At 69.6% G+C, this 14,403-nt stretch carries 8 protein-coding genes; all 8 read left to right on the forward strand.

Annotation, left to right across the window (positions count from 1 at the left end; all coding sequences use genetic code 11):
- Positions 1-184: 184 nt before the first annotated feature.
- The 8 genes from H0B54_RS11445 to H0B54_RS11480 all read left to right on the forward strand — a co-directional run bounded on the left by H0B54_RS11445 (position 185) and on the right by H0B54_RS11480 (position 14,357).
- The gene (locus tag H0B54_RS11445) at positions 185-1,540 is read left to right on the forward strand and encodes an MdtA/MuxA family multidrug efflux RND transporter periplasmic adaptor subunit (RefSeq protein ID WP_188260416.1); all 1,356 of its coding nucleotides are present in this window, start codon (positions 185-187) and stop codon (positions 1,538-1,540) included.
- A 15-nt stretch (positions 1,541-1,555) separates the two neighbouring features.
- Entirely contained in the window at positions 1,556-4,657 is a 3,102-nt protein-coding gene (locus tag H0B54_RS11450) for an MdtB/MuxB family multidrug efflux RND transporter permease subunit (protein ID WP_188260417.1), read from the forward strand.
- Entirely contained in the window at positions 4,654-7,914 is a 3,261-nt protein-coding gene (locus H0B54_RS11455) for an efflux RND transporter permease subunit (protein WP_188260418.1), read from the forward strand. The genes H0B54_RS11450 and H0B54_RS11455 overlap by 4 nt, the downstream gene beginning before the upstream one ends.
- Before the next feature lie 186 nt (positions 7,915-8,100).
- The gene (locus tag H0B54_RS11460; RefSeq protein ID WP_188260419.1) at positions 8,101-9,582 is read left to right on the forward strand and encodes an efflux transporter outer membrane subunit; all 1,482 of its coding nucleotides are present in this window, start codon (positions 8,101-8,103) and stop codon (positions 9,580-9,582) included.
- Between the two features lie 228 nt (positions 9,583-9,810).
- Positions 9,811-11,484 carry an FAD-dependent oxidoreductase gene (locus H0B54_RS11465; RefSeq protein ID WP_188260420.1) on the forward strand — a complete coding sequence of 558 codons (1,674 nt, stop codon included), beginning with the start codon at positions 9,811-9,813 and terminating at the stop codon, positions 11,482-11,484.
- Positions 11,485-11,612: 128 nt separating this feature from the next.
- Entirely contained in the window at positions 11,613-13,139 is a 1,527-nt protein-coding gene (locus tag H0B54_RS11470) for a PAS domain-containing sensor histidine kinase (protein ID WP_188260421.1), read from the forward strand.
- 7 nt (positions 13,140-13,146) lie between these two features.
- Positions 13,147-13,821, forward strand: a complete 675-nt coding sequence (locus H0B54_RS11475) for a response regulator transcription factor (RefSeq protein ID WP_425490028.1) — start codon at positions 13,147-13,149, stop codon at positions 13,819-13,821.
- Positions 13,822-13,967: 146 nt separating this feature from the next.
- Positions 13,968-14,357: a response regulator transcription factor gene (locus tag H0B54_RS11480; protein WP_035683743.1), complete on the forward strand. Its 390-nt coding sequence runs from the start codon at positions 13,968-13,970 to the stop codon at positions 14,355-14,357.
- Positions 14,358-14,403 lie beyond the last annotated feature (46 nt).

Below are 14,403 nucleotides of genomic sequence, written 5' to 3' on the forward strand. Positions count from 1 at the left end.
GCGGAGGGGAGAGGGGACTTCAAGCGCCCCCTCGACGCTGTTACCGAGCGTTACAAATCTAATCCCTTCTGGACATATTCTGCGCGCGACGCCGTGATAGCGTCCCGCCGGGATCAGGGCTGGGTCGCCAGCCTCCCTCCCGACGCGACTTTTCGGACGACGCCCGCAGGCGATGAAGGACCCGATGGATTTGGACACGCCCCTCAAACCGCCACCCGCGCCCGGGTCGGACAGTCCCGCCACGGCAGCGACGGAGGCCCGCCGGGGCCAGCCCGCTTCCGACGCCGGGCGGACCGAAGCCCGCCGGCGTCGCTCGATCCTGGGCCGGATGCTGGCGTGGCTGGTGGTGCTGTCGCTGATCGGCGGCGGGGTGTGGTGGTTCGCCTTCCGTCCGGCGCCGGAGATGGCAACTCGCGGCGGCCCGCCCGGCGGATTCCGGCCCGGCATGCAGACGGCCATGCCGGTGGTGACCGCCACCGTGGAGAAGGGCGACATGCCGATCCGGCTGAACGGGCTGGGCACCGTCTCGTCGCTCGCCACCGTCACGGTGCGCCCGCAGGTCGGCGGCCAGCTCACCCAGGTCGCCTTCACCGAGGGGCAGACCGTGCAGAAGGGCGATTTCCTCGCGGAGGTGGACCCGCGCCCCTTTCAGCTCGCCGTCGAGCAGGCCGAGGCCCAGTTGCTGCGCGATCAGGCGCTGCTGAAGAACGCCCGGCTGGACCTGGAGCGCTACCGCCTGCTGGTCAAGCAGGACTCCATCGCGAAGCAGCAACGCGACACCCAGGAATCGCTGGTCCAGCAGTATGAGGGTACGGTGAAGGCCGATCAGGTGGCGGTGGAGAACGCCAAGCTGAACCTGTCCTACACCCGCATCACCGCGCCCGTCTCCGGCCGCGCCGGGCTGCGGCTGGTCGATCCCGGCAACTACGTCACCGCGGGCGAGGCCGGCGGCATCGTCGTCATCACCCAGGTGCAACCGATCTCCGTCCTGTTCACCCTGCCGGAGGACAACATCCAGGCGATCATGGCGCGGCTGCGCGACGGAGCGAAGCTGCCGGTCACCGCCTACGACCGGACGCGCGACCGCGTGCTGGCGACCGGCACGCTGACGACGGTGGACAACCAGATCGACGTGACCACCGGCACGGTCAAGCTGCGCGCGCAGTTCGACAACGCCGACCAGTCGCTGTTCCCCAACCAGTTCGTCAACGTCCAGCTTCTGGTGGACACGCTGGCCGGCGTGCCGATCGTCCCGGTGGCGGCGGTGCAGCGCGGGGCGCCCGGCACCTACGTCTATGTGGTGAACGGCGAGGACAGCACGGCCTCCGTCCGTCCGGTGACGCTCGGCGCCAGTGACGGCGCGAAGACCGTCATCACCCAGGGCGTGCGGCCCGGCGAGACGGTGGTGATTCAGGGCGCCGACCGGTTGCGCGAGGGCGCCAAGGTCGCGGCGACCGACGGCTCGGCCCAGCCGGCGGTTCCGGCACCGTCCAGCGAGGGGCCGCGCCCGCAGCGCCGCCCCCAGCGCAACGCGTCGTAACGCGCGCCTGCCGCCATGAACATCTCGCACCCCTTCGTCGTCCGCCCGGTCGCCACCTCGCTGCTGATGCTGGCGATCCTGCTGGTGGGGGCGGTGTCCTACCGTTTCCTGCCGCTGTCGGCGCTGCCGGCGGTGGAATACCCGACGATCCAGGTCCAGACCTTCTTCCCCGGCGCCAGCCCGGAGGTGATGACCTCGTCGGTCACCGCCCCGCTGGAGCGCCAGCTCGGCCAGATGCCGGGGCTTGTGCAGATGTCCTCGGTCAGCGCCGCCGGGGCGTCGGTCATCACGCTCCAGTTCGGGCTGGAACTCAGCATCGACATCGCGGAGCAGGAGGTGCAGGCGGCGATCAACGCCGCCGGGAACCTGCTGCCCTCCGACCTGCCCGCCCCGCCGATCTACGCCAAGGTCAACCCGGCGGACGCGCCGATCCTGACGCTGGCCCTGACGTCCAAGACGCTGCCGCTGACCCAGGTGCAGGACTTGGCGGACAGCCGCTTCGCGCAGAAGCTGTCGCAGCTTCCCGGCGTCGGTCTGGTCAGCCTCAGCGGCGGGCACCGGCCCGCGGTGCGCATCCGCGCCAACGTCCAGGCGCTGGCCGCTTATGGGCTGAACATCGACGACCTGCGCAGCACCATCAACACGGCCAACGTCAACTCGCCCAAGGGCACCATCGACGGGCCGACCCGCAACTACACCATCAACGCCAACGACCAGCTCCGCCGGGCCGACGAGTACAAGGACCTCGTCGTCGCCTACCGCAGCGGCGCCCCGGTGCGCCTGTCCGACGTGGCCGACGTGGTGGACAGCGCCGAGAACACCCGGCTGGGCGCCTGGATGAACGACACGCCGGCCATCCTCCTGAACATCCAGCGCCAGCCCGGCGCCAATGTGATCGAGGTGGTGGACCGGGTGAAGGAGATGCTCCCGAACCTGACCGCCGCCCTGCCCGGCTCGGTCGACGTCGCCGTGCTGACCGACCGCACCGTGACCATCCGCGCCTCCGTCGAGGACGTGCAGATGGAGATGATGGTCGCCATGGGGCTGGTCGTGCTGGTGATCTTCCTGTTCCTGCGCAACATCCCGGCTACGATCATCCCCAGCCTGTCGGTGCCGCTGTCGCTGGTCGGCACCTTCGCGGTGATGTATCTGGCGGGCTTCAGCCTGAACAACCTGTCCTTGATGGCGCTGACCGTCGCGACCGGCTTCGTCGTCGACGACGCCATCGTGATGATCGAGAACATCGCCCGCCATGTGGAGCGCGGCGAGCCGCCGCTCCAGGCCGCGCTGAAGGGGTCGAAGCAGATCGGCTTCACCATCGTGTCGCTGACCGTCTCGCTGATCGCGGTGCTGATCCCGCTGCTGTTCATGGGCGACGTGGTCGGCCGGCTGTTCCGCGAGTTCGCCATCACGCTGGCCGTCACCATCCTGATCTCCGCCGTCGTCTCGCTGACGCTGGTGCCGATGCTCTGCGCCAAGCTGCTGCGCCACCGCGAGCCGCGCGAGATGTCCGCCATCGCGCGGCGCAGCGAGGCGTGGTTCGACGCGGTGATCGCCGGCTACGCCCGCACGCTGCGCTGGGTGCTGGACCGCCAGGGGGCGACGCTGCTGGTCGCCGTGGGCACGCTGGCGCTGACGGTGGTGCTCTACACCGCCATCCCCAAGGGCTTCTTCCCGGCGCAGGACACCGGCCTGATCCAGGGCGTGACGGAGGCCACCCAGTCCGTCTCCTACGCCGCCATGGCGGAGCGGCAGCGGGCGCTGGCGGTGGAGGTGCTGAAGGACCCCGACGTGGTCAGCCTGTCCTCCTTCATCGGCGTGGACGGCACCAACACCACCATGAACAGCGGGCGCTTCCTCATCAACCTGAAGCCGAAGGAGCAGCGGACGGACCATGTGGCCGACATCATCCGCCGCATCCGCCACAACACCGCCGCCGTCCCCGGAATCGAGCTGTTCATGCAGCCGGTGCAGGACCTGACCATCGACGCCACGGTCAGCCGCACCCAGTACCAGTTCGTGCTTGAGGACGCGAACCCCGAGGAGCTGCGCGTCTGGGCGCCGAGGCTGATCGACCGGCTGGCCGCGGTGCCGGCGATCACCGACGTCACCAGCAACCTTCAGGAGAAGGGGCTGTCGGCCGCCATCACCATCGACCGCGACACCGCCGCGCGCTACGGCGTCACCACGGCGGCCATCGACAACGCGCTGTACGACGCCTTCGGCCAGCGCATCGTCTCCACCATCTTCACCCAGGCCAACCAGTTCCGCGTGATCCTGGAGGCCGACCCGGACCGGATGACGGTGGACCAGCTGCTGACCTCCATCCATCTTCCCTCGGCGGGCGGCGGGCAGGTGCCGCTGGCCGCCTTCGCCCGGATGGAGGTGCGCAACGCACCGCTCCAAATCAACCATTTCGGGCAGTTCCCGGCGGTCACCGTCTCCTTCAACCTCGCGCCGGGGGTGTCGCTGGGCGCGGCGGTCGAGGCCATCGAGGCGGCGGAGCGGGAGCTTGGCCTGCCGGCCAGCGTGCTGACCCGCTTCCAGGGCGCGGCGCTGGCCTTCCAGGCGTCGCTGGGCAACCAGCTCCTCCTGATCCTGGCCGCCATCGTCACGATGTACATCGTGCTGGGCGTCCTCTACGAGAGCTACATCCACCCGATCACGATCCTCTCCACCCTGCCCTCGGCGGGCGTGGGGGCGCTGATCGCGCTGATGCTGGCCGGGCACGACCTCGACATCATCGCCATCATCGGCATCATCCTGCTGATCGGCATCGTGAAGAAGAACGCGATCATGATGATCGACTTCGCGCTGGACGCCGAGCGGGAGGAGGGCAAGCCCCCGCGCGAGGCGATCTATCAGGCCTGCCTGCTGCGCTTCCGCCCGATCCTGATGACGACCATGGCGGCGCTGCTCGGCGCCCTGCCTCTGATGCTGGGCACCGGCACGGGGTCGGAGCTGCGCCAGCCGATGGGCGTGTCCATCGTCGGCGGGCTGATCCTCAGCCAGCTTCTGACCCTCTACACCACGCCGGTGATCTATCTGGCCTTTGACCGGCTGGCCGCGCGCCTGCGCGGGCGTCCCGACGGGCTTAAGGAAAGGGCCGCGCGATGAGCTGGGCCGCCAACCTGTCGGCGCCCTTCATCCGGCGGCCGGTGGCGACGACCCTGCTGACGCTCGGGCTGGCGCTGGCCGGGGCGCTGGGCTTCCTGGGGCTGCCGGTGTCACCGCTGCCGCAGGTGGATTTCCCGACCATCTCGGTCACCGCCTCGATGCCCGGCGCCAGCCCGGAGACGATGGCGGCCAGCGTCGCGACACCGCTGGAGCGGCATCTGGCGCAGATCGCCGACGTGACGGAGATGACCTCCTCCAGCTCCGCCGGTTCGACGCGCATCACGCTGCAGTTCGGGCTGAACCGCGACATCGACGGCGCGGGCCGCGAGGTGCAGGCGGCCATCAACGCCGCCCGTGCCGACCTGCCGTCCAGCCTGAGGAGCAACCCGACCTACCGCAAGGTCAACCCCGCCGACGCCCCGATCATGATCCTGACCATGACCTCGGCGACGCTCAGCCAGGGGCAGCTCTACGATTCCGCGGCGACCGTGCTCCAGCAGAAACTGTCGCAGGTGGAGGGCGTCGGGCAGGTGACCATCGGCGGCAGCTCGCTGCCCGCCGTGCGGGTGGAGCTGAATCCCCGCGCCCTGTTCCAGTACGGCATCGGGCTGGAGGACGTGCGCGCCGCCATCGCCTCGGCCAATGCCAACGCCCCCAAGGGCGCCGTCGAGGACGGGGAGCTGCGCTTCCAGATCTACACCAACGACCAGGCCCGCAAGGCGGAGGAGTACCGGTCGCTGGTCATCGCCTACCGCAACGGGGCGGCGGTCCGCCTGTCGGACGTGGCCGAGGTGTCGGACAGCGTGGAGGATCTGCGCAACGCCGGGATCACCAACGGCAAGCCGTCGGTCCTGCTGATGCTGAACCGCCAGCCGGCGGCCAACATCATCGAGACGGTGGACCGGGTGAAGGCCATGCTGCCGGAGCTTCGCGCCTCCATCCCTGCCGACATCGACCTGTCGATCTCCAGCGACCGCACCACGACCATCCGCGCCTCGCTGGCCGAGGTGGAGCACACGCTCATCATCGCCGTCGGGCTGGTGGTGATGGTGGTGTTCCTGTTCCTGCGCGACGCGCGCGCCGCGCTGATCCCCAGCGTGGTGGTGCCGGTGTCGCTGGTCGCCACCTTTGGCGCCATGTATCTGCTCGGTTACAGCCTGAACAACCTGTCGCTGATGGCGCTGACCATCGCCACCGGCTTCGTCGTCGACGACGCCATCGTCGTGCTGGAGAACATCGCCCGCCACATCGAGAACGGCATGTCCCGCACCCAGGCGGCGCTCCGCGGCGCGCGGGAGGTCGGCTTCACCGTCCTGTCCATGAGCGTGTCGCTGGTCGCCGTCTTCATCCCGATCCTGCTGATGGGCGGCATCGTCGGACGGCTGTTCCGCGAATTCGCCCTGACCCTGTCCATCGCCATCCTGGTCTCGATGGTCATCAGCCTGACCACCACGCCGATGATGTGCGCGGTCCTGCTGCGGGAGCCGCGCAAGGCGAAGGAGCCGGGCCGCGCCGTGGCCGCCCTGCGCCGGTTCGGGACGTGGATCGGCGGGGGCACGCTGCGCCTCTACGACCGGACGCTGACGGCGGCGCTCGACAACAGCCTGCTGACCATGGTGGTCTTCGCGGCTACGGTGGCGCTCAGCGTCCATCTCTTCACGATCATCCCCAAGGGCTTCTTCCCGCAGCAGGACACGGGCCGGCTGAACGGATTCGTCGTGGCGGACCAGAGCACGTCCTTCACGCTGATGAAGGAGAAGATGGAGCGCTTCGTGGCGCTGGTGCAGGCCGACCCGGCGGTGGAGACGGTGGTGGGGTACACCGGCGGCAGCCGAACCAACAGCGGCTATATGGCCGTCACGCTGAAGCCGCTGGCGCAGCGCGACGTCACGGCCGACGAGGTGATGGCCCGGCTGCGCGGCCAGCTCACCCAGGTGCCCGGCGCCAACCTCTACCTGTCGGTCATGCAGGATTTGCGGGCGGGGGCGCGGCAGGCCAACGCCAACTACCAGTTCACGCTTCAGGGCGACACTTTGGACGAGCTGCAGACCTGGGCGCCCCGCCTGACCCAGGCGCTTCAGCAGGTGCCGGAGCTGACGGAGGTGAACTCCGACCAGCAGCAGCGCGGCTTGGCGCTGGAGGTGACGGTGGACCGCGACGCCGCGGCGCGACTGGGCCTGTCCTTCAACCAGATCAACAACACGCTCTACGACGCCTTCGGCCAGCGCTCCGCCTCGACCATCTTCAACCCGCTGAACCAGTACCGCGTGATCATGGAGGTCGCCCCCCAGTACCGCGAGGACCCGGAGATGATGAAGGACATCCTCATCAGCAAATCCGGCGGGGCGGTCAGCGGGACGCAGGCGACGAGCGCCATCGCCGGGGCGGCCACCGCCGACACGGAGGCCGCGCGCAACCAGCGCATCAACCAGATCGCCACCACCGGCCGCACCGCCGCCTCCACCGGATCGGCGCTCAGCACCGGCGTGGAGACGATGATTCCGCTCTCGGCCATCGCCCGCGTCTCGCTGGAAAACACACCATTGTCGGTAAACCACCAGGGGCCGTTCGTCGCCACCACCATCTCCTTCAACCTCGCTCCCGGCGTTTCGCTGGGCGAGGGGCTGGCCGTCATCCGCCACACCATGGACAGGATCGGGGTGCCGACCACCATCCAGGGCAGCTTCCAGGGCACCGCGCGGGTGTTCCAGCAGTCCATCGGCGACCAGCCGGTGCTGATCCTGGCGGCGCTGCTGGCCGTCTACATCGTGCTGGGCGTTCTCTACGAGAGCTACATCCACCCGCTGACGATCCTTTCCACCCTGCCCTCCGCCGGGGTGGGGGCGCTGGTCGCGCTGATGGCGCTGAACAAGGAGCTGAGCATCATCGCCCTGATCGGCGTGATCCTGCTGATCGGCATCGTCAAGAAGAACGCGATCATGATGATCGACGTGGCGCTGGAAGCGGAGCGGAGCGAGGGGCTGGACCCGCGCACCGCGATCCACCGCGCCTGCCTGCTGCGCTTCCGCCCGATCATGATGACCACGGTCGCCGCGCTGCTGGGCGCCCTGCCGCTGGCGCTCGGCTCCGGCGACGGGGCGGAGCTGCGCCAGCCGCTGGGCATCGCCATCGTCGGCGGTCTGGTCGTCAGCCAGATGCTGACCCTCTACACGACCCCGGTCACCTACCTGTACCTCGACCGCTTCCGGCTGTGGTGCCGGCGGCGGTGGCGGCGCCCCGAGGCCAAACCATGCTGATCGCCGCAACCATCAAGTCCCTCTCCCGTCCCGGGAGAGGGTGCCCGCGACAGCGGGCGGGTGAGGGTCGCGCGAGGATCATGGCGCTGATTCTCGGCGGCACCCTCGCCCTTCCCACGCCTGTGGCGCGGGCCCCTTCCCTCTCCCGGGGCGGGAGAGGGAAATTGTCCTTTGGATGGACCTGACATGACGACGATCTTCGGGCGGCGCGCCCGTTTCCTGGGCACGGCGCTCGGCGCTTTCACCCTGCTGTCGGCCTGCGCCGTGGGACCGGACTACGAACGGCCCTCCGCCGCCGTGCCGCCGGCCTACAAGGAGGGCGGCGTCACCCCCGTGGCCTTCGCACCGCCGGTCCCGCGCGACGACGGCTGGCGCCCCGCCGCCCCCGGACAGGCGGAGGCCGGACCCTGGTGGAGCGTCTTCAACGATCCGGTGCTGGATGGGCTGATGCGCCGGGTGGAGGTGGACAACCAGACCCTGAAGGCGGCGGAGGCCGCCTACCGGCAGGCCAAGGCGCTGTCGGATCAGGCCCGCTCCTCCTTCTTCCCCATTCTGTCGGTCAGCGGCGGGGCCGACCGGGCGGGGACCGTCGGGTCGGGCAACCGCAGCGTTTCCGGCACCAGCATCAGCCGCGGCGGAACCCCGGTGACGACCTACGACGCCGGGCTGGGGGCGAGTTGGGCGCCGGACCTCTGGGGCCGCATCCGCCGGTCGGTGGAAAGCAACGACGCCAACCTCCAGGCCAGCGCCGCCGACCTCGCCGCCGCCCGCCTGTCGGCGCAGGCGCAGCTGGCCACCGCCTACGTCCAGTTCCGCGTGGCGGACGAGCGCAAGGCGCTTCTGGAGCGGGCCATCGCCGCCTACCGCCAATCGCTGGAGATCGCCCGCAACCGCCACGCCGTGGGCACGGCGACCCTGGCCGACGTCTTCACCGCCGAAACGCAGGTCCGCTCCACCGAGTCGCAGCTTGTGGCGCTGGGGGTGCAGCGCGCCCAGTTCGAACACGCCATCGCGGTTCTGGTCGGGCAGGCGCCCGCCGCCTTCGCGCTGGCCCCGGCGCCGCTGGCCGCCGCGGTCCCCGCGATCCCGCCCGGCGTGCCCTCCGCCCTGCTGGAACGCCGCCCGGACATCGCGGCGGCGGAGCGGCAGATGGCCCAGGCCAACGCCCAGATCGGCATCGCGGAGTCGGCCTGGTACCCGGACGTCGTGCTGTCCGGCTCCCTCACCAACAGCGCCACGATCCTGCCGCGGCTGCTCCAGGCGCCGACGGCGATCTGGGCGGTCGGGGCGCAGGTCGCCCAAACCCTGTTCGACGGCGGCACGCGGACGGCCGAGGTGGAGCTGCGCCGCGCCGTCTTCGACCAGAGCGTGGCGCAGTACCGCCAGACCGTGCTGACCGCCTTCCAGGAGGTCGAGGACCAGCTCGCCGCCCAGCGCATCCTGGCCCAGCAGGCCGCCGTGCAGGACGACGCCGTGCGGCTGGCGCGCGAGGCGGAGCGGCTGACCCTGAACCAGTACCGGGCGGGCACCCTGCCCTACAGCAGCGTCCTGACCGCCCAGACCGCCGCCCTGTCGGACGAGGAAAGCGCCCTGTCTGTGCGGCAGAGCCGCCTGCTGGCCGCCGTGTCGCTGCTCCAGGCGTTGGGGGGCCGTCTGCCGAATTTTTAATCCGGGGGAAGGCCGGGCTACCCCTTCGGACTCCGCATCGAAAGTGGTGCTGGAACGGGGCGGCCATTCCATTGAAAAAACGGGTGGAATCGGCGTGGCTGCGAGTGGCGGGGGCGGGGAAGGGGCTGTCCCGCTGGACGGGCTAGCCCGCAATTTCAGTAACGGCACCGGGAACTTGAGATTTATCTGAGTCCCGTGCGTTCAACCCCAAAGAAAAGCAGGCGCAGCATGATCCTCGATGCTCGCTCGGTGTCCTCGGGCACCAACCTTGACGCGGACCTCTGCATCGTCGGCGCCGGCGCCGCCGGGCTCGCCATTGCCCGTGCGTTGGCCGGTTCGCGCTGGAAGATCGTCCTTCTGGAAAGCGGCGGGCTCGACCCCGACGGCCACACCCAGTCGCTCTACGCCGGGGAGAATCTCGGCCTGCCCTACGAGCGCCTGTCCACCGCGCGCAGCCGCTATTTCGGCGGCAGCACCAACTGCTGGGGCGGCTTCTGCCGGCCCTTCGAGCCGATCGATATGGAGGCGCGGCCCTGGGTGCCGAACAGCGGCTGGCCCTTCGGGCCCGAGGTGCTGGCCCCCTATTACGCCCGCGCCCACAGCCACCTCAACCTGCCGTCCCACATCTACGACAACGGCCATTGGGAAAAGACCCTGGCGCCGGACGGGATCGAGTTTCTGCCGGTCGAGGGCGGCGCGCTGGAGAACCGCGTCGCCCAGATCAGCGACCAGCCGCGCGTCGGCGTCACCTCCGTGGACGAAATCGTCCAGGCTTCGAACATCGCCTGCTACCTGAACGCCAACGTCACCGAGTTCGAGACCAACGACACCGCCACGGTGGTGGAGCGGGTGCGCTGCGCCGCGCTCAGCGGCGCCCGCTTCACGGTCACCGCGCGGCAGTTCGTCCTGTGCTGCGGCGGCATCGAGAACGCCCGCCTGCTGCTGCTGTCCAACCGGGTGCAGAGCGCCGGGCTTGGCAACGGCCACGATCTGGTGGGCCGCTACTTCACCGACCACCCGCGCATCAAGGCCGGCTCCGTCCGCCTGACCGATCAGGCGCGGCACCGCCGCCTCTACGACATGACGCTGACCCTGTCGCGCCGCCGGCTGAACGCCAAGCATCTGCCCGTCTCCGCCTCCCTGTCGCCGACGGTGGAGACGCAGCGCCGGCTGGGGTTGATGAACTCGCGCAGCTATCTGGTGGCGCAGTATCATGGCGAGGCGACCGCCGGGGTGCGGGCGCTGCACGACCTGCGCATGCTGATGTCCGACCGCCGCAAGTTCGGCCACGCCGAGGGTGACCTCGGCGCCCTGCTGCGGGAGGCGGTGCCGCAGATCGCACTGCATCTGCCGAACCTCGCCTACGCGCTGTTCGACAATGTGGTGAATCCGGCCTGGGTGACGCGCAGCTTCCTGCTGGAAACCATCGTGGAGCCGGTGCCCAACCCCGACAGCCGTGTGACCCTGGCGACGGAGCGCGACGCGCTGGGCCTGAACCGGGCCGACACCCTCTGGCGCCTGACCGAGCAGGACCGCGACAACTTCCTGCGCACCAACGAGCTGGTGCGGACGGAGCTGACCCGCAACGGCCTGATCACGGTGACCGAGCCCGACCCGCAGCAGGCCGCCGAGCGCGCCTGGGCGGAGCGCATCTCCTGGTGCTGGCACCATATGGGCACCACCCGCATGCACGACGACCCGAAGCAGGGCGTGGTGGACGCGCGCTGCAAGGTGCACGGAATGCACAACCTCTACATTGGCGGCAGCTCCGTCTTCCCCAGCATGGGTTGCGACCACCCGACCATCAACCTCGTGGCGCTGGCCTTCCGCCTGGCCGAGGAGGTGTCGGCCCAGCTGCAGCACGACCGCGCCGTCACGCTGGAGGGCCAGCAGGCGGCGTGAACCGCCGTCCCGGCGCGAGCGGGGAGCATCTTCCCGCCCGCAGCCCCCAATCCCGGTTGACCAAGAAATCAACTCAACTACTCTTGAGCCAAGAAGGGTTCAAGGGACAAGGGACGTTGGGGACGGGCATGGCGGACGATATCGGGACGGGAAATCCGGACCTCTTGCTGCGCTTTCAGGCCATGCTGGACACGGTGCCGGACGGGATCGTCATCATCGATGCCGAAGGGCGCATCCAGACCTTCAACACGGCCTGCGAGCGGCTGTTCGGCTGGACGGCGGCGGAGGTGATCGGCCACAATGTCAAGATGCTGATGCCGCCGCCCTACCGGGAGGAGCATGACGGCTACCTGGACCGCTACCACCGGACCGGGGAACGCCGGATCATCGGCATCGGACGGGAGGTTACCGGCCTGCGCCGCGACGGCACCACCTTCCCGATGGAGCTGTCGGTCGGCGAGGCCTGCCGGGAGGCCGGTGGCGGCGGGGTCTACATCGGAATCATCCGCGACATCAGCGAGCGCAAGCGGGCGGAAACCGCGCTGCGGGAGCGCGAGGCCCGCCTCACCTCCATCCTGGAGACCGTGCCCGAGGCGATCATCGTCATCAGCGAGCGGGGACTGATCGAATCCTTCAGCCCGGCGGCGGAGCGGCTGTTCGGCTACAGCGCCGCCGAAGTGACGGGGCGGAACGTCAGCCTGCTGATGCCCTCCCCCTACCGGGAGCAGCACGACCGCTACATGGACCATTACCTGACGACCGGGGAACGCCGGATCATCGGCATCGGACGCGTGGTCTCCGGCCTGCGCCGCGACGGCTCGGTCTTCCCGATGGAACTGGCGGTCGGCGAGGTGCAGCTGGCCGGGCACCGCTGCTTCACCGGCTTCATCCGCGACCTGACCGAGCGCCAAGCCACCGAGAAGCGCCTGCAGGAGCTTCAGGCCGAGCTTCTGCATGTCAGCCGGGTCAGCGCCATGGGCCAGATGGCCTCGACCCTGGCGCACGAGCTGAACCAGCCCCTGACCGCCGTCATCAACTACGCCAAGGCGGTGAAGCGCCTGCTCGACCGCCCGGACGGGGCGGACAAGGCACGGGAGACGATGGACAAGGCCACCGCGCAGGCCGCCCGCGCCGGCCAGATCATCCGCCGCCTGCGCAACTTCATCGAGAAGGGCCAGACCGAGCACACGGTGGAAAGCATCGGCAAGGTGGTGGAGGAGGCCAGCGCCCTCGCCCTGGTCGGCGCCAAGGAGCGCGGCGTTCATGTCCGGCTGGAGATGAGCGGCGACGAGCGGCCCGTGCTGATCGACAAGATCCAGATCCAGCAGGTCGTCCTCAACCTCGTCCGCAACGCGATCGAGGCCATGGCCGAGTCGGAGATTCGGGAATTGACGGTCGCCACCGGCCCAGACCCGGAGTCGGCGGCGCTGATGCGCGTCACCGTCCGCGACACCGGCCCCGGCCTGAACGAGACCGTCCTCGCCCAGCTCTTCCAGCCCTTCGTCACCACCAAGGAGAAGGGGATGGGGCTCGGCCTGTCCATCTGCCGGTCGATCATCGAGGCCCATGGCGGCCGCCTGTGGTTGGAACCGGGGGACGGAGGGGCCACCTTTGCCTTCACCGTGCCGGCTGCCGGAGAGGATGATGCGCCCTGAGTCCCCATTGCCGCCCGAACTTCCCCCGTCGGGCATGACGGTCTTCGTCCTGGACGACGATGAGGCGGTGCGCGATTCCGTCGTGATCCTGCTGGAATGCGAGGGATTCCGGGTCGAGAGCTTCGCGTCCCCCCTGGCCTTCCTGGACTCGGACGCGCCGTCGCGCCCCGGCTGTCTGCTGGTCGATGTGCGGATGCCGCAGATGAGCGGGCTCGACGTGCAGGAGCGGCTGGTGCAGGAGGGGCGCGGCCTGCCGGTGATCGTCATGACCGGCCACGCCGACGTGCCCCTGGCGGTGCGGGCGATGAAGGCCGGGGCCGTCGACTTCGTGGAGAAGCCCTTCGACGAGCAGGCCCTGATCGGCAGCGTGAAGGCCGCCCTGGCCCGCGCGGTTCCGCCCGCGGCAGCGCCGGCCACTCAGGCGCCGCCACCCGCCCCGGCCGCCCCTGCCGTGTCTCCGGAGGTGCTGGAGCGGCTGTCCAGCCTGACGCCGCGGGAACGCGACGTGCTGCAATGGCTGGTCGAAGGCAAGTCGAACAAGGTCATCGCCTTCGAACTGTCCATCAGCCCGCGCACGGTCGAGATCCACCGCGCCCGCGTGATGGAGAAGATGCGCGCCGACAGCCTGCCCTCTCTGGTCCGCATGGCCCTGTCCGCCGGGATCACCCCCAAAGGGGAGTGATACGGACGGCGCCGGGCGGCGCCGGCGGCGACTGATCCACATCAAAACCACGCCCGATAAGGGGAACTCCGTATTCCGGCACCGCCGGGCGGCTTCTATCTTCCCTGTTACGCCCAGACGACGGGCGTCATTTTGCGTGATTTCCGATGCTGGAGGCAGTCTTGGCCGAACCGGGCGATAGCATCGTCTACATCGTCGACGACGACGAGCCGGTGCGGGACTCGATGAAGGCGCTGCTCGAAGCCTGTGCCTTCGAAGTGCGCGACTACGCGTCGTGCCAGAGTTTCATGGATCAGTACAACGGCAAGCCGTCGGGCTGCCTCGTTCTCGACCTGCACCTGCCGGTGATGAGCGGGCTGGAGTTCATCGAGCGCTTCGGCGCGAACCTGCATGGCCTGCCCGTCATCATGGTGTCGGGGCGCGGCGATCCCGCGACCTTCGCCCGCGCGCGGGAAGCCGGCGTGACCGCCTTCCTGGAAAAGCCGTTCGAGGAGGACCAGCTCCTTGACGCGGTGCAGCGCCTCCTGCCAGCCTGACCGTCCTTCTCGGTCCTGAGAGGGCCGCCGTTCCCCGGACAGGGTT

Origin of the sequence: Azospirillum tabaci (genome assembly GCF_014596085.1) — a bacterium.
In the GTDB taxonomy this organism is placed as follows: Bacteria; Pseudomonadota; Alphaproteobacteria; order Azospirillales; family Azospirillaceae; genus Azospirillum; species Azospirillum tabaci.